Source organism: Actinoallomurus vinaceus (assembly GCF_039542055.1).
In the GTDB taxonomy this organism is placed as follows: Bacteria; Actinomycetota; Actinomycetes; order Streptosporangiales; family Streptosporangiaceae; genus Actinoallomurus; species Actinoallomurus vinaceus.
Genome location: NZ_BAABHK010000016.1, coordinates 146707 through 169409 on the forward strand (window position 1 = coordinate 146707; position 22703 = coordinate 169409).

The following is a 22703-nucleotide window of genomic DNA, read 5'->3' on the forward strand; positions in this document are numbered from 1 at the left end:
TCGCGGACCCGGGCTCGCTCAGCTCCGCCGGCAGCCGGGCCCGGATGGGGTCAGCGAGACCTCGGCGGCCGACGAGGAGTGATGTGGATCATAGGGGCGCTCTGGTTATCCGCGACCGTGGCCCACGTCTCCCGAGCATGTGGCTGACGAAGACAGCGTGCGTGGTGGCGGCCGTCGTCCTGGGGGTGGTTCCGGGCGCGCCCGCGGCGCGAGCGGTCGCGGTCCCAGCGGACATCACCGCCGCGATCTACGCGGATCGGAACGTCACCCTCGCCGGCGACGCGGTGGTGCGGCTGACCGGTGGTACGACGACGTACTCAGGGGTCATCGGCGGTGTGGGGACGCTGACCGTCACCGGAACCGGCACGCTCGTGCTCACCAAGGACAGCGACTTCCTGATCCCGCCGTCTCAGCGGCGGGAGAAGGTGACCACCTCCGGCGGGCCGCATCCCGTCACCACGATCTCGAACCCGGATCCGCCGGCGGTGATCGTCGATCGCGGGGCCACGCTGCAGTACGGCCCGGGCCCCGGCGCGAGCGGGGTCATCGGGCACTTCGACGAGCGGCCGGGGCTCACGCTCAACCATCTCAACATCAGGGTGGACGGACACCTGGACGTCGCGGTGCACCGCGCGCTCCACCTGGGGATCATGAGCGGCTCCGGTTTCATCTCCGCCCGCCGCGCCACCTGGCCCGGTCTGGTGCTCGCCGGTGACCATCCGTTCTCCGGGGTGCTCTACAACGGCACCGTTATTCAGTTCGGCGCCACGACTTATATGACGCGGCTGCCGAACGTACGGAAGATCGTGAACCAGGGATCGGCGATTCACGACATGCCCCTGGGCCGGCGGCTCGTGGACGGTGCCGACTACGACTCGCGGAACTGGGGCAACGACATCAACTTCCACTCCAGGCCCGGTGGCATGGTGGTGATGACCGGCGTCTACAGCTGGGCCGACCGAGGTTCTGATGCAAACCCCTGGCTCAGTGATCCAGCACTGAACTTCAGGGTCGTGCCGCACAACGACAACAAACGCGGTGTCAACATCGAAGGCGCGAACGTGCAGTGGGGCGACGGCACCCATCACCGGTTCTTCCTGCCCGGCAACAAGAACACGGTCTATATCAACATGCACCAGGCCCGGACGCGGTCCCGGCTGACCTTCGACTACAACGGCCCGGTGAGCCTCGGCGCGCCCATCTCGGGCGGGATTTACCACGACACCCTCTCGGCGCCGGGCCTCGGCGACGTCGTCATCGCCGGCACCCGCGGTAATGACGTGACCTTCGCCGCGCCGCAGAACTACGACGGCGCCACCACGATCGGCCGGGGCGCCGTCCTGCGGCTCGGCACCGGCGGCCCCGGCGGCGACGGTTCCCTGCGCACCCGGTCGTCGTACTACAGGATCATCGACAACGGTGTGCTGGTCGTTCAGAACAGCAAGACCGCGCTGACGCTGTCGCGTATCAGCGGCGCCGGCTCGTTCACCCAGGCGGGCAGGTCCACCACCACTCTGACCGGGCGGATCACCTACACCGGCGCCACCACGGTCGCGGGCGGCACACTGGCCTTGCGCGGCGGCACGCTCGCAAACAGCAGCGGGGTGGCGCTGACAAAGCCCGGCGCCGGCCTCGACCTCACCCGCGCCGGAAAGCAGACCTTCACCGGCCTCAGCCAGGCGGCGGGCAGCACACTCAAGCTCGGCCGCCTTCCTCTGACGGTCACCGGCCGGGTCGCCGTGCACGGCAACCTCGTGATCGCCCCGGGCACCGTCTCCAGGACCGCGCGCCAGGTCACCCTCGTCGACACGACCGGCACGCAACCGGTTTCGGGCTCGTTCCGCGGTCTGCCCGAGGGCACGTCCCTCACCGTCGCCGGACGAAAGCTGCACATCAGCTACCGGGGCGGCGACGGCAACGACGTCGTCCTGACCACGCGTTCCATCGCCGTAGATCAGCAGACCGGCAGCGCCCGGGGCAAGCGGCTCGCGTCCAAGGCCAGCCACTGGCACGTCGCCACCGGCCTCGCTCTGGCCCTCTTCCTGATGTTCGTCCTCGTCCTCATCCTCGGCCTGCACCGCACACGAAGGCAGCGACGGCACACCACTCCCCTCGGCAATGGGCACGCTGGGGACCGGCCACGATGACGCTCTCCCGCGGCCCTGCGGGGCGGTGAAGCGTGAACCACCCCGGGATAGGGGGAGGCTCTGACGCCGCGGAGCGGGGGTCGCCGCGCGCCGACCGTGCGCGGGGTGGATGTCGAGTCGACCGAAGAGCAGTGGCAGCGGCGGTCACCCCGGCCGAGGAGCCGAGGTGACCGCCGCGTGCGTTACGAGGCCGACATGCTCACGGCTTCAGGCGTACGACCTGGGGGTCGTGGTCGCTCGTCTGGTTCGTGTACTCGGCGTTGACGTGGACCACCTGGTACTGCACGCCGTGCGTGCGCGGGGTCACCAGGATGTGGTCGAGCACCTCCGAGATTCCGTCGTAGACGTACGTATACCTCTCGTTCTCCGGAAGCGTGCCGATCAGGTCGGTCAGGATCGGCCTGCCGTGCCCGCTGGTGGACCCGGTCGTCAGCGCTGCGAGCGCGGGGCTGAACTGGTAGTCGTTCAGGTCACCGAGCACGACCACGTCGGACTTCTTGTCCACCTTCAGGATCCGCTGGACGAAGGCGTGCACCTCCGTCGCCTGCGCCGCGCGCTGCACCGCCGACGACTGCGCCGGGTACTGGTAGCGGCCGTCCGCGTTCTGGTCGCCGAGCTTGGAAGCGAAGTGGTTCGCGACGACGAACACCGGCTTGTTCCGGAACCGGAACTCGCCCGCGAGCGGCTTGCGGCTGGAGTCCCAGGCCGTGTTCGCCGGGTCGATCCGGCCCGGCGACAGGCTCAGAGCGGGCTTGCCCTTGAGCTTCTCGACGGACGTCGGGGTGGTCGAGCGGTCGACCGACGACGAGCCCCGGTCGACGAAGGACACGCGCGCCGGGTTGAACAGGAACACCACCCGGATGTTGCCGCCCGGCTGACCGCCGTCCTTGTCGTTGACCGGGTCGATCTCGCGCCAGGCGTACTTCGGGCCGCCCGCCGCGACGATTGCCGCGGTCAGCTTGGTCAGCGTCTGGTCGGCCGCGACCACGCCGTCGTCGGTCGCGCCGCTGTTGTCCTGTACTTCCTCGACCGCGACGATGTCGGGCTTGGCGAGGTTGGTCACGACTCCCTGGGCGAGCCGTGCGTACTTCGTGGCGGAGTCGCCGGGCGCGAGGTTCTCGACGTTGTACGTCGCGACCGCGAGCTGCTTGCGACTCTGCGGGGTGGCGACGACGGGCGGCAGGTTCTTGTGCTGCGCCGTGCCGACCTGGGTCGCGGCGATTGTGTAGCCGCCGAACTGGGAGTAGTCGACCGGGCCCGCCGTCGCGCCCTGGAGGACGTCGCCGACCGAGACGCCGGGGTTGCTGCCGTCCGTGGGCACGACCTCGATGCGGCCGGAGGGCACGGCGTTCTCGCCGAGGAGTTCCGTGCCGCCGCGGTACGTCGTCGCCTGCGCCGGCTTGGTGGTGACGAACTGCTCACCGTAGCTGTTGGACGGACCGACCACCCGGGCGTCGTCGACCTCCACCCGCATGCCCTCGCGCGACTCCCAGAAGTCGAGGGCCGAGCGGGCCGGGTCGATCGGCGTCGCCTCGATGTTGGCCCCGCCGAGGTCGGGGGCGTACGTGGCGGGGACCGTGTCCGGCTTGATGATCTCGGCCGGCGGCAGCGCGTTGCCGTGGGAGAGCACGGACGCGGTGGAGCCGCTGATCTCGGTCACCGACAGGTTGGAGGTCTTCTGGACCGTGTCGCCGCTGGACAGCGGGTAGTAGTCCTTGACGGTGCCCGACACGAGCACGGAGTCGCCCACCGCCACGCCCGGCGAGGAACTGTAGACGAAGACGCCCTCGCTGGTGGCCGGGCTCGCGTCCGGCGTCGGGTCCTGGATCCAGTAGCCCTTGCTGCTGCCCGCCGACCGGATCGCGGTGACGACGCCGGGCACGTTGGTGACCTTCTCGCTGTCGTGCGGCGAGAGCCAGTTGGCACCCTGGACGTCGTGGATGCGCAGCGGACCGGGCTCACCGCCGCCACCGCCGCCTCCACTCCCTGCGTTCGCGGCGCCGGGCGTCGGGTCGCCGGCGCTGAAGTCGGCGGAGTTGTCGTCGCTGTCCGGCTTGCCGCTTCGCTGTACGGAGGCGGTGTTGGACGCACCCGCCGCCGGTGCCGTCTCGTTGAGCGCCGCGGTGCCGAAGCCGACGAGGTCGACCGAGGCGCTCTGGCACGCTGCCGAGTCCGCGCACGTCAGCGCCGCGGTGCCGTGGACCAGGGCGATCGTGCCGGCGGTGGCGGACATCGCGATGGTCCCGGTGGCCTGCGTCGCCGGCAGCGCCTGCGTACCGCCCGCGCCCTTCGCCTCACCGACGAGGTAGAAGCCGCCCGGCGCGATCGAGCCGCTCAGCGGGGTGACCTGCCAGGAGCCGGTCGCTCCACCGGAGTGGTACTGGACCGACCAGCCGTCCAGGCTGACGGCCGCGTCGCTCCGGTTGGTGAGCTCGACGAAGTCGTTGGTGTAGGTGGCGCCGGAGTTCCCCCCGCCGCCGTACACCTCATTGACCACTACGGACGTCGCCGGTGTGGCGGACGCCGGTGAGTCGCCGGCGGCGACCAGCGTGGCGAGCGCCAGGCCGCCGACGGCGACTCCCGCGGTCGCCCTCGTAAGCCCGGACAAGACATGGGCGCGCAATAGATCCTCCGATGACCGTTTTGTGTCGGCCACCATAATGGTGGTGAGGTGGCCGCGAGGAAATGGCGGGCGAGCGTATTTTTCGCGAACGGGTCGTCGACTCTTGCCGGTGCGCACGAGCGAGAGTCTCCGGCCGGAGGATCAGCACGGTAACCGTCGAACGTAAAGTGATCGGGCGGTCACGGAAATGGCCGGTGCCTGGTTCCACCAAATCGACGTCACGGGGATCGGCGGCTCGGCTACGGACCCTACGGCGTGGCCGCAAGTGGCTGGCGCGCTTCGCCATATCGGGTCGGCGAACGGCCATCCGGACGTCGACGACATCGTGCAGGGAACGGTCCTTCGAGCCCTGCGCGCGGGCAGCCGGTCTCCTTCAGGTCCTCGCCGGTCGGCCGTGGCGATCCGTCAGATTCGCGACTACCACCGGTCACGGCCTCGCTCGACCGTCGACGAGGCGGCTCAGGGGCAGGCCGACGGCTTGTCGGGTGCGGAATTCATGACGAGCGGATACGAGCCGGAGCTCCGCAAAGCGCTTGAGCCACCGGTCACCCGCGCCGCGAAAGCCGAGTCGCGGCGCCTCGTCGGCAAGTACGTCGACGAGGCCGAAGAGCGTCCGTCGCAATGGTCTTGGACGATCGCCCTAGAGACCATGCTGATCCAGGATTTTCATCAGATTCCGCTTGCGTTTCTGAGCGGTGTGCAGGGCGGCGAGGTACGCGGTGAACTCTTCATCGGCGCCCAACTGGCGGTGGCAATCGCGGGCCAGGAGAAGGATCCGCGCGACCTCGCGGTAGTTGCCGTCCCCGGTGCGCTGCGTGCGCAGCTCGACTGCGCGCCGGTACACCTCCAATGCGTCGGCCGGGCGTTCGCCCCGTACGAGATCGGCGAGGGCCAGCCACTGCCGTTCGTTCGCCCGCCCCTCAGCGGCCCGCCACGCGGCGTCGACCTCCCCGTCGTCGATCAGCACATCGACCAGCAGCGATCCGCCGTGGTACGGCTCCGCGTCGTGCGGCGACGTACGTTCACTGAGCAGGTCCAGGGCGGCCGCGCGTTCGGTGTCCCAGCAGCCGGCGGTCCGGGCCGCGTCACGCAGCTTCCGGTAGTCATCGAGTGAAGGTGACGAGCGGAACCGTTCCCTCCGTACGGCGACCACGTCGGCGAGCCGACCCTCCTGCTGGTACCGGTCGACGACATAGTCCGCCAGCCGGTCTTCGATCCAGGGCTGCCGTTCCGTGTCGCGCAGCCCGCGCTCGGCCCACTCCAGGGCCTCGGCACTGCGTCCCGCGCGGTCGAGTTCTTGGGCGATGGCCAGATGCGTCCTGCCGACCGGGTCGAGGTCGGCCGCGAGTGCGGCGACCAACGCGTCCACATCACCCTGGGCTCGCGCGATCTGCTGCTTGAGATACTTCGGGGCCCAGCCGGACGGGTCACGTCGCGACGCCTCGACGACCCGTTCGGCGAACCTGGCCCGTCCGGCGTCGCCCAGCAGGGCCCAGTAGTCACCGAGATCGAACTCCGGCACGTGCGACCATTCGCCGAGCATGTGGGTCGCCAGCCACTCGGCGGTCTGCACCGGGTCGAGGTCGGCGGCGGCGCAGGCCTCCCGGTGGGCCTCCGCCAGGGCGTCGGCGGCCTTGCCGAGCGCGCCGTCGGAGTCGTCGATCTGCCCGTACACCTTGCCGAGGTGCTCGATCGCCTCCCGGGCCAGCGTCATGGCGTAAGACGCGTTTCCGGCGGTGGTCAGCGAACGCAGCGCGGCCGCCGCCTCCTCGACCTGCGCGGCATAGGCGCCCGCGTCCCCGTACTCGACGTAGCCGTACCGGCCGAACGGCGCCGTGTCGAGCAGTCTCATGATCTGAGCGCGCAAGGCGGCGAGGTCGATGTCGGCCCCCGCCTGCTCGGCGGTGGCCCGCACCTCGAGGCGGCGGCGCAGGTTGCGATCCTCGGCGATCTGTTCGCGCAGGAGGGCGAGCAGCCGATCACGGGGCAGCGCCTCCAGCCAGGCGTCCAACCGCCGACCACTACTGGTCGCGGCGGCTCGTGCCCTACCGAGGTCAAGGCGCTGCCTCAGTACGACCAGGCCCACTGCGACGCAGTGCTTGCAGAAGGCACCTTCCATTCCGTACGGGCAGTCGCATGCTCCGGACAGGCCCTTGCCGGAGTGGACGGTCAAGGTGACCTCGTACTCGTCTCCGCCGTACACGGTGGCGGTGACGCCGGTCGCGGTCACCTCCAGATCGGCGACCGCGTCGAGGTATCCCTGAGCCCTGGCGAACGACCGTTCACCCGCCAGAGCGAGCAGATCGCCCTCCGAGAACGCTGAAACGCTGACCATGGGGCACCATCAAACCGAATGCGGTCGATTCCGACAGCGGAACGACCGGCACCGGCGGGCGAGGATCTCCTGGGCCGAGCATGGGAGGGCGATACTCCTGCCGAGGGTTCTCGGGGTTCTGACCACGAGAACCCTCGGCGGTCGCGGCGGGACGGGCCGACGGCCGAACGTTCGGCCCGGTGACGCCCTGGCGTGGTGCTCGCCGAGCGATGACGTGCTGCGGCCTCGCGTGCGAATCGTGGTTCCGGGCACCCACCTCCGCCTACCAACTGCGATGGAGCATGCGCCTCCTGTGAGCTGAGAAGCACTCCGGCGGTACGCCGCCGATCGACCACCCCACGAGGTGTCCATGCTTCTCCCGCTCTCGGAGCCGGCCGTCGTCGCGCCGGTCATGTACTGGCGGGCGGTGTTCCCCGGCCGCCCCGACCAGGCCCACGCCGTACGGGCGTTCGTCGCCACGCTCCTGCCCGAACGACCTCGGCGGGATGAGGTCCTGCTGGCCGCCGGCGAGCTCGTGGCGAACGCATTACGGCACACCCGCTCCGGGCAGGGCGGCTCCTTCGCCATCGACGTCTACCAAGCCGCCGGCCGTACGGAGATCTCCGTGACCGACCAGGGCGGGCCCGCCGAGCCGACGGTCGCCGACGCGGACGAACTCGCCGAGTGCGGGCGCGGTCTGCGTACGGTCGCGCTCCTCGCCGACAGCTGGGGCTGGCACGGCAACGACCAGGGTCGTACGGTCACGCCGTCTTCGCGGCGGCTCGCAACATCCTCTCCCGCCCGGAGCCGGTGTCCCACGCCACGGCTGGAGGGAGGTGAAGCCATGGAAGACCAGCTCAGCGGCGTGACGTGGATCAAGGCGACACGGTGCGGCGGCTACACGGGCGAGGACGGTGAGGCATGCGTGCTCGTCGCCGTCGTCGAGACGGGCCGGCGGTGAGCGAAGGATGGCGGCCTCGAGCATCGTCCCGGGCCGCGCCCATGGGAGGGAGCCGCGTGCACTTTCACGCGTACGGCTACCAGGGACCCGGTGAGGCCATCCGGCCGTACGACGCCGTTCGGTCGCCGGGCGGGGTCGGGTTCGAGACCTCGCCGGTCCCGCCTGAGCGTACGGCCGCGTGGCTGGCCAAGCCCGCCCGCTTCATCAAGGGCACCTGGGACGACCCGGCGGAGGCGGTCGCCTGGCTGGAGCGGCAGTACGCCGAGATCGAGCCGTCGATCGCCCACCCGGAGCTGCGACGGCACGCGCCGACCGTACGAACCATGGCCGCAACCGCCCTCGGCACCCTCCGGCGGGGCAACGACGTCGTCTGGGTCTGGTGGCTCACTGGCGGGAACTACGTCGACCTGGTCGTGGTGTGCTGCCCGAACCGGGACCAGGACGGGCACTGCCCACTCGGCCGCCGCTGAACCGGCGGCTCTGCCCTCGAACCGGACTTATGGGCCCCTCTGGTTCAGGGCGCTTATCAGATTCCCTATCGCGGTGCTGGCTCGCGTCAGCGAGACGAGTGACGCCAGGAGTCGGTTCCGAAAGATCGGGGGGCGCTGATCAAGGCGAACTTTTCGGATGTTAGGTTCCCTTGGAACGTGCCAATCGATTCTTGGAAGAAGGCATGAACAAGTACAAGAAGAGCGCCGTGACGGCGGTCGTTGCCGGCGTGGTCGCTCTCGGCGGAGTGGTCGCCACGGCCTCCGCTGCGAACGCTGCGGGATCCTCTACCTGCACCGTCAACATCAAAGACGCGACGTACAAGACGACCACCTCCGTCCGCCTGCGCAAAGGACCCAGCACCTCCTACACCTCCCTGGGCCTCCTCACCACAGGGACCAAGTTCTACGGCACGTGCAAGTACGACCCGTCGTACGGCATCGGCGTCAGCGACAAGGTCTGGACCTACGGCAAGGTGACCAGCGGGGCCAACACCGGTAAGTGGGGATGGGTCTACTCCTCTTACCTGAAGAGGGTCTGATCCGCTCGTCGTCTCTAAAGGGGACCCCGGCGGTTAGCGATTCGTCTAACCGTCGGGGTCCCCTTCGTTCGAAGCGTTGATGGTCGTTATTGACCAGAGTTGTTAGCGTTTGAGCGCTGCCGGCCAACCGGTGGCTCCGGACGCTTCGCGCGTACTCCGGGATGGGGCGGAGGGGACAGTGGCTGCATCGAACCCGGAGTCGGTCGGCGGAGGCTCTGAGTTGCTCGGCAGGGGCTTTCAGCTGCTCGCGGAGGGGCTGGGCCCCTTCGTGGATGAGCGCATGAGCGCCGTCGATGGCCAGGACTGGCTGACCGCCTTGGAAGCCGAGGATCGCGCCCGGTTCGGCCATGCGCGCCGGCTGGCGATAACCGACCCCGCGCTGCAGCTGCGCATGCTGGTGTTCCGGTGGCAGGTCTTCGATGGTGCGCTACTTCGGTCGGCCCGGTCCTACGCCGGTGAGCTGCGCGAAACCAGGAACCGTTGGGCGCACAACGAACCTTTCGCCGCGAGCGAGGTCCGCCGTGCCCTGGAAACGATGGAGCTGCTGCTGCGCGCCGTTGGCGCCCATGCGGTGGCGGACGAGGTCATGAGCCTCTACGCGCCCGCCGGAGATCGGTCCTGGGCGGCGGCGGAGGAGTCCGCGCCGGAGACCGCGGCAGGCCCGGGGAATGAGGCGCCGCCGCAGGGGGAGCCGGAGCCCGACACAGGCGGCGCGGCCACAGAGGCGGCTCCGGAAGGCGCGCCGACGCCCGCCGAAGCCGTGCCCGACGCGGAGCCGGCGGCCGCGGCCGCTCCGCGGCGTCGCCGTTTCGGCCGCGCCGCCGACGCCGACCCGGTGATCAGCGAGGACGATTGGTTCGTCCCCATCTCCGGGATACTCGACATTTTCGAGAACTACGCCTTCGTGCGGACCTCGGGCTACCTGGCAGGTTCCCAGGATGTGTACGTCTCCTTGTCTCAGGTCCGCAAGCACCGCCTGCGCAAAGGTGACGTCGTCGCCGGCGCCGTTCGGCTGCCGCGCGAGGGCGAGCGGCTTGAGAAGTTCAAGCCGCTGGTGCAGGTGGACGCGGTCACCGGGATGGACCCCGACGAGGCGATGAGCCGCCCCGAGTTCTCCAGACTGACCCCTCTGTACCCGCAGGAGCGATTGCGTCTGGAGACCGACCCGGGCCTTTTCACCACCCGGATCGTCGACCTGATCAGCCCGATCGGCAAGGGCCAGCGCGGACTGATCCTGGCCCCGCCGAAAGCGGGCCGGACGACGCTTCTGCGGACCATCGCCGATGCGATCGGCCGCAACAACCCCGAGTGCCACGTGATGGTCATCCTGGTCGACGAGCCACCGGAGACGGTCACCGACCTGCAGCGGTCGATCAGGGGCGAGGTCATCTCCTCGACCTCCGACCGCCCGGCCGGAGACCACATCGCCGTCGTCGAGCTCGCCCTTGAGCGGGCGAAGCGCCTGGTCGAGTGGGGACACGACATCGTTGTGCTGCTCGATTCGATCACCCGTCTGACCACGGCCTACAACCTGGCGGCTCCGGCCTCCGACCGGGTCCTGCCGGGCGGGCTCGACCCGATCGCGCTGCACCCGCCCAAGGCGTTGTTCAGCGCCGCCAGGAACATCGAGGACGGCGGCTCACTGACCATCATGGCCACCGCGTTGGTCGAGACGGGCTCCCGCGTGGATGAGACCATCGCCGAGGAACTCGGTCGGCTCGCCGGCATGCGCCTCCGGCTGGACCGCGACCTGGCCCACCACCGGATCTTCCCCGCGGTGGACGTCAACGCCTCTGGTACCCAGCAGGAGCAGATCCTGCTGGGTACCGAGGAGTACGCCATCGTCTCGCGCCTGCGCGAAATCCTCAGGAGGATGGACCGGCGGCAGGCCATCGACCTACTGCTCGGCAAGCTGGCGGAGACCAAGACCAACGCCGAGTTCCTGCTGCAGGTCGCCAAGACGACCTCCGGTGGATGACCGGCTTATTGAGGCGACTCGCAGGGAGGAATCAGGTCGGTGAGGAGGCGTTCGAGGGCCGACTCCTCCTGGACGGCGACGCCCAGGGCGGTCATGGCGGGGGTCAGTTCGGGGTCCCAGAGCGCGTCGACGGGAGTGCCGGTCAAGGGCGGCAGTGGGGTGCCCCGGTCGCGGGCCGTGGCGACGTGCTGCTCGTAGTCGGTCGCTCGCATGCGCCACGGGCGAGCGGCGTACCGGCCGATCATGCGGTTGGCGATGGCGATCCCCGGCCAGTCGAAGTCGCCCCGGTAGGCGAGGCGCGCGCCCGCGGCATGGAGGGCGTCGAGCAGGGTGAGCACACTGGTCGTCGGGTTGCCGGACGCGCATACCAGCGGGCGAACGCAGCCGCGGTCGGCGGCGGCCTCGACGACGCGTGGGTTCTCGCAGACGAAGACCTCGGTGTCCGGCGCGAGGCGCCAGGTGATTCGGGTCAGGTCGCGCAGCGTCAGGTGGGTCTCGAAGCCGGCCCGCGTGCGGTCGCGGAGCAGCCGCACGGCCGATTCGTCGCCGAGGGGCTCGAGGCCGAGCGTGAGAACCGTGGTCGACACGCGGTCGACGGCCACACCGGCCGCCTCCCACAGTTCGCGCCGGGAGCGGGCGTCCTGCGGCGTCGGCAGCTCGAGGGAGCGGGCGAGGGCACGCAGGACGATCCGCGACAGCAGAGTGCCGTCGTCCAGGCCGTGCGCGGTACCGGTTACGCGTTCGGCGAGTTCGCCGCGCCCTGGCATGCCCGCCGGATCCGGGGACGCCGGGCCGGTCAGGACCGCCATGACGTCGACGGCCTGGACGATCAGCCGCTTCCCATTGTCCGGGGCGAGCCGGGCCAGAGTGCCGGCGCGCCGCACCTCGTCCAGCCACGGCCTTGACCAGGCCGCGTCGGCCAGGCCGCGGGACCGTAGCGCGTCGTCCGTGGCGGTCCAGATCGCTTCTGCGGTAGCCCGGCGGGCGTCGCGGGCGGCGGGGCGGTCGGTGAGCGGGCCGCGGAGTTCCGCGACGACCTCGACGAGGCCGCGCTCGGCCGCGCCAGTGCGCAGCTGCGCGTCGAGGTCGGCGAGCGAGATCGACACCGTGTCTCCGGCGTACGGGCGGCCGGTGAGCAGGGCGAGGGCCTCGCGTTCGGCGGCCGTGACGCCGTCGAGACGCAGTCTGCCGCGTACCTGCAGGCCGTTGCGTTCGAGGCGGTCGCGCAGCCGGTCCCACAACCGGGCGAGCGCGGGCTGGTCGAGCCACGCACGCGTCCGCGCGGTCATCCGGGCCTCGGCGGCGGTCATCCCGGGCTCCGGCTCGGCGGCGGTCACGTGCTCACCAGTCGCTTGTGGCGGCCATCCCAGATGAAGTGGACGGTGGCCACGCCTCGGACGTGCGGGTCGCGCAGGCACTCGTAGATGTGCAGGCTCGGCACGGTGGCGAAGCAGCCGAAGAGGCGTTCACTGGTGATGATGAAGTCCAGGTCCAGCTCGACCAGCAGGCCCAGCAGCCGCCCGTGCGTCGGTTCGTCGACCTTGGCGAACGCGTCGTCCAGCAGGATGAGACGCGGTGCGGCCGGGGCGGCGTCGCTGAGCGAGGAGAAATGGGCTGCAGCGGTGGCGAACAGCACAAGGTAGGACACGACACGCTGTTCGCCCTGGCTCAGCGCGGTCCGGTGGCTGAGCACACGCTCACGGTCGGGGTTGGCGGCGTCGGTCACCTTCACCCGGAAGCCGTACCAGGCCCGGTAGTCCAGTGCCGCACGCAGGTGCAGGGCGTATCCGGCGGACGGGTCGGCGCGGCGGGCGTCCTCGATGCGGCGGCGGAGGGCGTCGCGGAGCCGGGCGGACTGGTCGCGGGTGCGCAGTGCCGAGGGGCGGCGGAGCAGTTCGACGGCCGCCCGGATGTCGGCGTCGGCTCCGGCCGGCAGTTCCCACACGAGGCGGGTGCCGATGCCGTGCGACGAGCGGACCTCCTCGAGGGTCTCGTTCATCGCCGCGACGAGGTTGTGCGCGGCGAGCACCTGCCGGGACAGGTGGTCGCCGAGCTCGCCCAGCAGGTACCGCTCGAACACCTCCTGCTCCCGGGTGGACAGCCGCAGCCGGGCCTCGGCGAGGGCCGCGCCGATGCGTGTGCCGACGACGGCGACGTCGTGCGCTCCGGTGTCGTCGTGCAGGGCGAACCGTTTGACACCGTCCACCTCGTCGACGCCCGCGTCGTACCCGCCGGCGAGGTTGTCGCGCAGCTCCTCTCCCCGGCGGAGGATCAGCGAGTCGCTGACGTCGGCGGAGGCCGGGCCGAGGCGGGTACCGATGTCCTCGGCGAGGGCGTTGAGGGCCTTGATCCGTGCGCGCACGTCGCCGTCCTGTGCGGCGTCGTAGGCGCGCAGCGGCTCCTCGACATCGCCCAGCGCGGCGGCGAGCGGCAGGCCGGACAGGCCGAGCGGACGCCGCAGCCGGACACCGCCGTCGACGACGATCTGTTCCTGTTCGCCGAGTGCGGTGAGGGTGTTCTCGCGCCGTACGCCGGCCTCGATCCGGTCCTGGCGAAGCTCGTCGTGCCGGGCCCGGAGCGGCGGAAGCCCGCGTGTCGCCGTGTCCAGTCGGTCCTGGGCCTCGCGTTCCTTCGCGAGGATCTCCTGTTCGCTCGCGCCGACGGACTCCTCCAGCAGCGCCAGCTCGCGCTGTGCGGTGGCCAGCGCCCCCCGTGCGGTCGCGTAGCCGTTCTCGGCTTGCGTACGGTCGGCGCGCGCCCTCTCCCAGCCGCCGCGGACCGCGTGGTGCGCCGACAGCCGATCCAGCACACGTGCGGCGTCGCGGCTGAGCGTGCCGATCCGTGCCTGCAGGGTGCCGAGCTCGGCGCGGATCCGGGCGAGGTCGTCCGGGTCGGCGGGCAAGGCGTCGGCGCCGGCCTGCGCCTCGGCGCGGGTACGCAGCTTCACCGCGGCCGCACGGGTCTCCTCGGCCGCGCGGCGGGCACTCGCCAGGCCCGCGGTGAGTCGTCCCGTCTCGGCGACCGCCTCCTTGTACGTCGTCCACGCGTCGGTGAAGGCGCGCGGCCGGGGAACGTCGCGCAGCACCCGGCGGAGCGTGTCGCGCCGCTCCTCGATCCGCGCACGCGCGGTTCGCGCGGTCTCCAGTGCGGCCTCCAGCTCCTCGATCCGCTCGGTCAGGGCCGCGATGCGGCGCCGCCGGGTCGCCGCCCGGACGCCCGCGCCGACGTACTCCGGATGGTCCTTCCCATACGCGCCGTGGGCCACGCCGAGCCGCCATCGGCCGTCCACGGCCGCCCAGCTGGACGCCGTCTCCGTCTCGCCCAGCCCGATCGAGCGCAGCAGCCCCTCAAGACCGGCCGCGCTTACCCCCTCGCCGGGTACGGGCCGGAGCACGTCGGCCAGGCTCGGCCCCGCGACGTGCGTTCCCGGGCGCAGCAGGACGTCACGTGTGTCGGTGGCCAGCACGGTGCCGTCGGCGCACACCCAGGCGCCGAGCAGCCCGCTGGCCTCCAGCGCGGCCTCCAGACCGGTGCGGTCGGCGTCGGACAGCCCGTCCGCGAAGTCCAGCAGCCGGAACAGCGGAGCGCCGCCGCCCAGTGGCCGGTCGGCGGTGGCGTACAGGGAGCGGGGCGGTTCGGGATCGGACCGTTGCTCCCAGCGGCTCCGCTCGGCACGCGACTCGGCGAGGTCGGCGGCGATGGAGCGTTCGCGGGCGACCGCCTCGTCGCGTTCGGCGTCGCAGGCCGCGAGCACCGGATCGGTCACCTCGTGCGCGGACTGCGCGACGGCATCGGCGACGTCCCGGTCGAGGCAGCGATCGGCGATCGGGAGCTCGTCGTCTTCGTCGGGCAGTGCCACGAGAGCCTGCACCGCGGCCGGATCCGGAAGCCGGTCCGCCCACTCACGTACGAGCCGGGCGTAGGCGGCGGACGCCTCGACCAGCTGGGTATCGCGCTCCCGCTCGCGTTCCTGCGCCCCGCTCAGCTGCGCTTCCAGCCGCTCGGCCTCCTGCCGCAGAGCCGCCGCTCGGCTCTCCGCGACGGCGACCTCCTTCAGCCGTTCGGTGAGCGCGTCCGCGGCGCGCTGCCGCGCCTTGGCCACCCGGGCGGCCTCCGCCAGACCGTCCCGCCAGGTCGCCAGCTCCGCGGCCGTCCGTTCGCCGAGCGTCTCGGCGCCGGGGCGTACGGCCTCGTGGTCGCGGCCGTCCGGATCGGCGATCGTCTCGGTGGCCGCGGTGGCCAGCGTCGCGGTCGTCGCGGCGGGCGGTTCTCCCAGCAGCGCCTCGTCGATCCCGCACGCCCGGCTGCCGATGCGGGCGTCACGCAGCGAACCGCGCAGGTCGGTCAGGTCACGGGCGACCTCGGTGGTCTCCGCGGCGAGCCGGTCCGCCGCGGTCGCCTCACCTCGGCGGGCCAGCTCGGCGGCGGTCCAGGCGCTGCGCGCTGCGTCCTCCACGGCGCGTACGGTGTTGCGCTTCTCCCGCAGGTCGTTCAGCGCGCCGTACGCCGCGCTCTCCCGCAGCGCCCGCAGGTCGGCGTCGGCCGCGTCGCGGATCTGCTCCAGGCTCGTCACCCGGTCCTCCGCCTGGGCCTCGTTCTCCTTCAGCCGGGCGAGGGTGCGTTCCGCGTCGCCGGCCGCGCGCCGTCGTTCGCGCAGGCGCCCCAGCGCGTCGTTCACCTGGGCGACGCGGCCGCGGAGGGCGCCGCGCAGGTAGCCGCGATAGGCGGTCAGGAACGTCGTCAGCGCGGCGTCGGTCCGCTCCAGCCGCGCCAGTTCGTCGCGCACGGTGTCGAGGTCGTCGAGGTTGCGGGCGACCTTGTCGATGACCTCGTCGTCGAGTGGCGGCAGGGCGTCGCTGAGCACCTTCACCAGCTCACCGGACTCGATCCGGTCGCCGATCGTCGGCCGGCGCAGCCCGTACAGCAGGTGCACGAGGTTCCGGTACCGTGCCAGGTCGGTGAGGCCGAACAGGTCCCGGGCGACGCGGGCGCGATAGTCGGCCGCGCGGTCGAAGCAGTTCTCCGGGCCGACCAGGTCCCGCAGTTCGGCGGGCGTGGGACGGCGGGTCGGATCGTGCAGCGGCAGGTCGTCGCCGACGGCGAGTGAGGTCACGAAGAACATCGGTTTCGCCTCGCCCGTCGTCCTCGATGCCCGGACCGCGGCGCCGAGCGTGAGGCGTTCGTCGGTGCCGTCGTCGGTCGTCCGGGCGAATTCGACCCACAGGTAGCCCAGCCGGTTGGTGCCGGCCGTCCAGCCGTCCAGCATGAGCCACTTCAGCGTCGTCTTGCCGCCGCCGGCGGCGTCGAGTCTGCGGGTGTCGCCGTCCAGCAGGAACGGCAGCAGCATCTCCAGGGCCTTGGACTTGCCGGCGCCGTTCTTGCCGCGCAGCAGCAGCCGCCCGCCGCCGAACAGGAATTCCTCGTCGTACTGCCACACCTGGTGGATCCCGGCGCGAGCCAGCCGGAACCGGTGCGGGTTCCTCGGCAACGGGGTCACGTGGTCACCTCCGGGGAGTAGCGGGCGGCCGCGGCCAGCAGCCGTAGGTTCCCGTCGCCGGACCGGACGATCAGGCGCATGCGCAGCAGGAGGTCGGTGACGGCCTGGTACAGCAGCTCGGGCGCGTCGGTGTACCGCTCCGCCCACGCCTTACGGTGGCGGTCGACCAGCTCGGCGAGCACGGACTCGATCCGCCGGTCGGGGATGTCGGCGGAGCCGCCGTCCGGGGTGAGCTCGGCGACCAGGCGTTCGAGAACGAGCAGCGCGGCCCAGGGCACGGTGCCGGTGCCGGGGAACTCGATGTCGCTCAGCTCCCCGGCCGGATCGAGCAGGGCGACGCCCTCCGCCCGGATCTCGGCGTCCAGGCCCAGGAACTCCTCGAATGTGCGCTGCTCGCGGCGTTGGTTGCGGCGCAGCCAGTCGCGTTCCTCGTCGGTGAGCTCGCCGACGTACACGACCGGGGTCTCCACCAGCCGCCGCCGTACGGCGTGTCGCGCACCGGCGTGCTCGGGCGTGGCGGCCAGCTCGATCAGCTCTCCGGGCGATGCGGCCCGGCCGATCGGCCCGCTCACCAGGCGCCGCGCGATCTCCCGGTCGACGGTCAGCAGCGCCTCGGCCGTGCCGTCGCCGGAGTAGGACTCCACCGACCCCTCGTCCTCCGCCAGCACGTGCCAGGTCATCAGCTGCTTGAGCGCTGCGACGAGCGCGCGGCGTTCGACGATGCGGTTCGGCTCGCCCAGGTCGATGCCGGCCTCGGCGGCGGCGGCCCGCGTACGGGTGACGATCTCCGACAGCAGCAGCTGCTCGGGCGCGGTGACCAGGACCGACAGCGCCAACGCGAGATAGGCGTATGTCCGAGGGGTGAAGGGCGCCCCCGACGTGCGCTCTAGCCACCGGCCGGAGTCATGGCCGAGACCTGCCTTGAGCAGCCGCGCGAAACCGGGCTCGACCACCAGCCGATACCCCAGGAACTGCCCGAACTGTCGGGCCAGCTCGTCGGCGTGCCGCCGGATCAGCGGGAACTCCTCAGGATGCGTCTCCGGGGTGACCAGGGGTTCCCGCAGCAGCAGCCGGGCCGCGGTGCGCCGCTCGGCCGCCAGTTCGTCGGCGAAGTCGGTCAAGAGGCCTCCTTCGTCGGAGGAGTGACCGGGCGCGCTGTGCTTTTGATTCGCTCGCTCTGCTTGCTCATGCGGCCTCGCTCCTTGCCCGACCTACCCACCCGGCCGACCTCCCGGCGTCGGAGGAGTGACCGGGCGCGCTGTGCTTTCGATTCGCTCGCTCATCCCTGGGCTCATCCGGCCGCCTCCATGTCCGGACGCGCGGCGGCACCGAGGTCGACGCGCAGCCCGTCGAGGACGAGGTCGCCGTCCGCTCCGTGGACGACGGTCGCGGCGCTGGCCGTACGGATCAGGCGGAGCCGGACGTCCAGGTCGTCGTCGGCGGTCTCCGCGTCGTCGAACCTCGGCGGCGCCCCCGCCAGGGAGCGCGCGAGCAGGTCGAGGAACAGCCGGGTGGCCGAGCCCGACAGCCGTACGTCGCCGAGCCGCGGGCCCGCCGCGCGAAGTTCGGCGGCCGCGGCACGCTGCCGCCGGGCCTCTTCCTCCGCCTGCTCACGCAGCCTCGCCCGCTGGTCCCCGTAGTCTTCCGGCCCGGCGGTACGGCCCCGGGGCGCACGCGAACCGCGTTCCTTCAGGGCCACGGGTACGCGGGCGGCCGGCCCGTCCCACCAGCTCGTCGTCGCCGGCACGTCCTGGTCGGTGTCCGGGGCGACGCCGAGGTGACGCGCCCCGTAGAGCCCGAACGCCGCGACGAACAGGTCATGGGCGGTCGCGTCGTCGGCGCCGTCGAACCACTGCGCGAGCCGGATCAGGTCACGCCGCCGGGACAGCCCGCCGCCCGCTGACCGGATCATGCGCTTGGCGTTGGCCAGCAGCGCCTGCAAGGCCCGCAACGTCGCGTCGCGCAGTTGGTCGACCTGACTGCCCTGGCCGGTGTCGTCGAAGAACCACGCGCGTAGCCCCGCCCAGTCGCCGAGCTCACGGCCGCGGCTCCGCTGGATCCGCACGTCGGCGTCCTGGAGGGCCGCGAGGCCCTGGTCCGCCGCGTCGATGCTCCGCAGGAGGGCCGGCAGCCGCGGCCACAGCCCCTGGATGCTCGCCTCGATCTGCGGTGCGAACAGGGCCACCTCATCGGTGATCGTCTCTGCGTAGTCCAGCAGCAGCTCCTTGAACCCGGTGAACTCCGCACCGTCCAGGTCGTACCGGAAGATCACTTGGCCGAGGTAGGCGTAGAAGTCACGAACCGAGTCGGCGAACTGGCTGAACTGCGCAAAGAGCGTCGAGACGCGGTCCAGCGCATCGCGCGGATCGATACCGCCCGGCCGCCCGGTCGACTCCTCCAGCTCGGCCAGACCTCGGGCCACGAGGGCGAGCAGCTCCCGGCTGACCTCGCGCGCGGCGTCGGCGTTGACGAGGATCTCGTCCGCCTGCCGCTGGATCCGTTCCCCGAGGGCGGACAGCTGATAGCGGGACCGGACCCGGTGGTACTCCCGGATGCTGCCCGCCTTCACCGGCCGGGAGCTGGGGATGAGATTCCCCCAGGTCGTCAGCGCGTCCAGCTTCGCGGCGACCGTCTCGACAGGGAACCGATCGTCGAGACGTTCGGCCAGGTCATGCGCTGACAGATCCGCCAGCAGCGTCGAGGTGAACACCCGCATGATCGCGATGTACGCCGCGCGGTCCGGCACGGTGAGGTAGGTGTACGCGGTCAGCCGCTCCAGATCTCCCTCCACGGTCAGCCACCGTACGCGCCGAACCATTCCGGAATGGACGGCTCGCCGAGTATGCGGCCCGATCTGGCCGTACGGCTAGGCGGTCGGGACGCCGCAGATGCGGACGAGTTCTCCCGCCGCCCATCGGATGGACGGGTGCTCGTCGTCCTGCAGGTGAAGCAGGGAGGGGACCGCGGCGATGACCGCGTCGCGCTCCTCGCCGGGGCCGTCGGCGATGTCCGCGATGAGGAGCAGCAGGGTGTTGCGCGCCCGGTTGGTGGGGATGAGCATCCGTTCGACCAGGAACGGCACCGCAGGGGCGGCCGCTTTGACGGAATCGTGTTTGGAAACGAGGAGCTCGTAGAGCCTCTTGACTGCGGCCTGGGCCGTGTCCTCGTCGTCGCCGGCCACCTTGGCGATCAGGCCGGGGATCTCGTGCCCGGGGCCGCGCTTCGTCCAGAGGGACGCCCAGTCGATCTCGTCCAGGCGTAGCCGCAGCCTGCGGTTCGGCCACAGCCGGTCCAGGTCGAGCCGGAGTGCCGCGGTGCCCTGGCCGGTGGTCACGTACAGCACACCGTCGGAGGCCAGGGCGAGGCTCTCGATGCCGGTCCCGATCCGCAGGTCCGCGACAACCATGGTGCGCAGGTCCCAGACTCGCGTCAGCCCGTCCGCCCAGGCAGCGGCCAGGGCCGGGCCGGTCTCCAGGCGCGCGGACGTGAGCGCGGCGACCGGTGACCTTCGCCGGGCGAACGCCCCCCGCAACGGTTCGCCGGCGGTCGCCCAATGCCGGAGCACCCCATGGGCGTCGCCGCTGATGACCACGCGGTCGCCGCCTTCCCGCCGGTAGCAGGTGACGGCGGTCACCGGCGCGCGATGCAGCGCCCGGTCCGCTGTCTCCGAGCCGTCGGTCGCCCAGACGTGGACGCGGCCGGTGGAGTCTCCCGCGACGGCCGTCGTTCCGTCCTGGTCGGCGGCGGCCACGGTACGTCCCGGCAGCTCACGGAGCCCGGGAACGTCGGGGACGGCCGTAGCCGGCGGAGTGGCCGCCGTCGAGATGGCCATCCAGCGGAGCCGGTCGTCGGTGCCGCCCTCGGTGAAGGACGCGGGGCCCAGGTCCTCGACGGGAGACGGCACCTCGCTCGGCGCCCCCAACTCCTTGTCCGTCCAGGTGAGGCCCAGGGTCTCCGCGACCTGGACGACGGCCTTACGCGTACGGCCCTGGATCACGATCGCGTAGTCGGCGCCCGGGCCCCGGCCGTGGCGGATGAGAGCGTCCGGAGCCCCGTACGACAGGGCGTCGGTGCCCATCTCCTGCCACGGCGGCAGGCCCAGATCCCGGTACGACGCCTGGAGCCGCTCGACGATCGCGGGGTCGCCGTCCACAACCGTACGGCGGACCCGCAGGGTCCAGCCGAAGTGTGCGGGGAGCCGTTCCATCGCGAGTTGCAGGAAGAACTCCGAGATCGACCGGCTCTGCACCACCCAGCCCTCATGGGTGTTGACCATGACCTTCGGGTCGGGAAGGTGCGCCTCGGAGGCGAGGTAGCCCCACTGGTTGACGTACTGGTACTCGGCCATGATGACGCGGATCTGGTCATCCGGCGGATTCTCGACCGAGTCGGGCGCGGACGGTGGCCACTGGGAGTGCGTCCAGTACAGGCGCGGCCGGAAGGCGAAGGAGTTGACGGGGGAGTCCCACCATTCCACGAGCGCCGCCGGGATGGGATCGGACTCGTCGAGCTCGTACCCCGGAGCCTCGCCTTCTCGCGTCACGAGGGGTTCGCCGCCGGGATCCTCGTATCCCCACTCGCGCTGTACCTCGTCCAGCAACTCCCAGCGCGGCCGTTCCTGGGCGAGCCGTTCCGCGAACCGTCCGTAGTCGATGATCTCCGCCATGTGAGCATCCTAGGAACGTTCCATGGTAAAGATCGCAAAATCGCGGAGGTTCCCGGCGAGACCTTGGCCACTGGATGCGAGCCGCCCGCCGGAGCGCGGCGGCTTCGCACCTGCGACGCGAGACCCGTATGGGCGGGGCCTAGCCGCGCCAGGGCGGCGCCGCGTGGAAGTCCGGGTGCACTTCGACCGTCGGGGCCATGGTCTGGAGGAGCCGGCGGGCGCGGGACAGCGGATGCTGGGGGAAGTGCTGGTCCCACCACGGGTCCTCGGACCAGTTGCGGGGGAGGCCGCCCTGCACCTCGGGTGCGTACGGGTGCTGGGCCCAGTACCCCATCATCTCGTCGGGCGTACGGCCCTTCCCGTGGTCGGCCATGAAGCGGTCGAACGCCGCCGCGTCCCGCATCCCGGTCACGCCCTGTTCGACGCACAGGAACTTGAAGACCAGGCTGCGGTCGGCCCGTGGCAGGGTGAAGGACGGGATGTAGGCCACGCCGGGCCGGTCGGGCAGAGGCAGCTTGACGATCTGCTGGAACGCGGGGAGGCCGTGCAGGGTCACCAGGTCGAGTTCGATCAGGCCTCCGCCGGAGGCGGCCGTACGCGCCACCGTGTCGCGCCGGAGCGCGTCCAGGTCCTCCAGCGGCGCCGCCAGGTTGGGAGGGATGTCGAAGCCGTGCAGCTCGGCGATGTCGCCGTCGGAGTTCCGCCAGGCGCCGGGCTTCAGCTGATCCCAGCCGGTCTGGTTGAAGCGAATGGACATGAGGCGGGAGCTTAGTCATAAACGGACATCCGGAGCTGGTCCGGACCGTCTGCCCCACGTCGGGCGACCACAGCGGTCGATGGCCATCGCCGGCACGCGACCCGACTGATCGGTCTCACGACCACGCGGCGGGACGCCGCCGCCTTCTACTCTGGTCGGCGTGCTGATCAGGGATGCCACCGTGGCCGACTGGCCTGCCATCTGGCCGTTCTTCCACCAGATCGTCGCGGCGGGGGAGACGTTCCCGTACCCGCTCGACCTCGACGAGGAGCAGGGCCGCGGCATGTGGCTCGTGCCGGCCCCGGGCCGTACGGTCGTCGCCGTTGACGACGCGGGCGTGGTGCTCGGGACGGCGAACATGTACGCCAACCGCCAGGGCAACGGCGCGCACGTGGCGAGCGCCAGCTACATGGTCGACCCGGCGCACCGCGGCCGGGGCGTCGGCCGGGCGCTGTGCGCCGACTCGCTGGAGTGGGCGCGAGCGGTGGGCTTCCGGACGATGGTGTTCAACGCCGTCGTCGAGACGAACGTGCACGCCGTACGGCTGTACGAGTCGCTCGGCTTCACCGTGCTGGGCACCGTGCCGGAGGGCTTCCGGCACCCGGACAACGGTTACGTCGGGCTGCACATGATGCATCGCGCCCTGTGATCGGGCGATCGACCGATAGAGCGCTGATTCCGGGTGACCCGTCACGTCATCGCCGACCACGGCCCCGGCCCACGGTGGATC

14 protein-coding genes are annotated in these 22703 nt (G+C 71.3%); 6 read left to right on the top strand and 8 right to left on the bottom strand.

Annotated elements, in window-relative coordinates; genetic code table 11:
* Positions 1–137 precede the first annotated feature (137 nt).
* The gene (locus tag ABEA24_RS41185; RefSeq protein WP_345438878.1) at positions 138–2147 is read left to right on the top strand and encodes a hypothetical protein; all 2010 of its coding nucleotides are present in this window, start codon (positions 138–140) and stop codon (positions 2145–2147) included.
* Between the two features lie 199 nt (positions 2148–2346).
* Here the strand turns inward: ABEA24_RS41185 and ABEA24_RS41190 are convergent, their stop codons facing one another.
* Together ABEA24_RS41190 and ABEA24_RS41195 are read right to left on the bottom strand one after the other, a co-directional pair.
* On the bottom strand, positions 2347–4770 hold the full coding sequence (locus ABEA24_RS41190; RefSeq protein WP_345438880.1) for a lamin tail domain-containing protein: 2424 nt from the start codon (positions 4768–4770) through the stop codon (positions 2347–2349).
* A 640-nt stretch (positions 4771–5410) separates the two neighbouring features.
* On the bottom strand, positions 5411–7105 hold the full coding sequence (locus ABEA24_RS41195; RefSeq protein WP_345438882.1) for an SWIM zinc finger family protein: 1695 nt from the start codon (positions 7103–7105) through the stop codon (positions 5411–5413).
* A 349-nt stretch (positions 7106–7454) separates the two neighbouring features.
* Between ABEA24_RS41195 and ABEA24_RS41200 the strand changes: the two genes are divergently transcribed.
* The 4 genes from ABEA24_RS41200 to rho all read left to right on the top strand — a co-directional run bounded on the left by ABEA24_RS41200 (position 7455) and on the right by rho (position 11053).
* A complete protein-coding gene (locus tag ABEA24_RS41200; protein ID WP_345438884.1) occupies positions 7455–8045 on the top strand; it encodes an ATP-binding protein in 591 nt (196 codons plus the stop codon).
* Positions 8046–8101: 56 nt separating this feature from the next.
* Complete coding sequence (locus ABEA24_RS41205; protein WP_345438886.1) at positions 8102–8515, top strand: hypothetical protein; 414 nt, start codon at positions 8102–8104, stop codon at positions 8513–8515.
* Between the two features lie 203 nt (positions 8516–8718).
* Entirely contained in the window at positions 8719–9075 is a 357-nt protein-coding gene (locus ABEA24_RS41210) for an SH3 domain-containing protein (RefSeq protein WP_345438888.1), read from the top strand.
* Positions 9076–9253: 178 nt separating this feature from the next.
* Entirely contained in the window at positions 9254–11053 is a 1800-nt protein-coding gene (gene rho, locus ABEA24_RS41215) for a transcription termination factor Rho (RefSeq protein WP_345438890.1), read from the top strand.
* Between the two features lie 5 nt (positions 11054–11058).
* On the opposite strand, the gene ABEA24_RS41220 is transcribed toward rho, so the two are convergent.
* The 6 genes from ABEA24_RS41220 to ABEA24_RS41245 form a co-directional block, all read right to left on the bottom strand.
* Positions 11059–12390: a TIGR02679 family protein gene (locus tag ABEA24_RS41220; protein WP_345438892.1), complete on the bottom strand. Its 1332-nt coding sequence runs from the start codon at positions 12388–12390 to the stop codon at positions 11059–11061.
* Positions 12387–16550 (bottom strand): TIGR02680 family protein, encoded by a 4164-nt coding sequence (locus ABEA24_RS41225; protein ID WP_345438894.1) that lies wholly within the window; start codon positions 16548–16550, stop codon positions 12387–12389. Before ABEA24_RS41225 ends, ABEA24_RS41220 begins: the two co-directional genes overlap by 4 nt.
* Positions 16547–17671 (bottom strand): TIGR02678 family protein, encoded by a 1125-nt coding sequence (locus ABEA24_RS41230; RefSeq protein ID WP_345438896.1) that lies wholly within the window; start codon positions 17669–17671, stop codon positions 16547–16549. The genes ABEA24_RS41225 and ABEA24_RS41230 overlap by 4 nt, the downstream gene beginning before the upstream one ends.
* 170 nt (positions 17672–17841) lie before the next feature.
* Complete coding sequence (locus ABEA24_RS41235) at positions 17842–19341, bottom strand: TIGR02677 family protein (protein ID WP_345438898.1); 1500 nt, start codon at positions 19339–19341, stop codon at positions 17842–17844.
* Positions 19342–19416: 75 nt separating this feature from the next.
* Positions 19417–21216, bottom strand: a complete 1800-nt coding sequence (locus tag ABEA24_RS41240; RefSeq protein ID WP_345438900.1) for a hypothetical protein — start codon at positions 21214–21216, stop codon at positions 19417–19419.
* Positions 21217–21355: 139 nt separating this feature from the next.
* Entirely contained in the window at positions 21356–21973 is a 618-nt protein-coding gene (locus ABEA24_RS41245) for a hypothetical protein (protein ID WP_345438902.1), read from the bottom strand.
* A 160-nt stretch (positions 21974–22133) separates the two neighbouring features.
* Here ABEA24_RS41245 and ABEA24_RS41250 point away from each other — a divergent pair, with 160 nt between their 5' ends.
* The gene (locus ABEA24_RS41250; RefSeq protein ID WP_345438904.1) at positions 22134–22622 is read left to right on the top strand and encodes a GNAT family N-acetyltransferase; all 489 of its coding nucleotides are present in this window, start codon (positions 22134–22136) and stop codon (positions 22620–22622) included.
* The last annotated feature ends 81 nt before the right edge of the window (positions 22623–22703 follow it).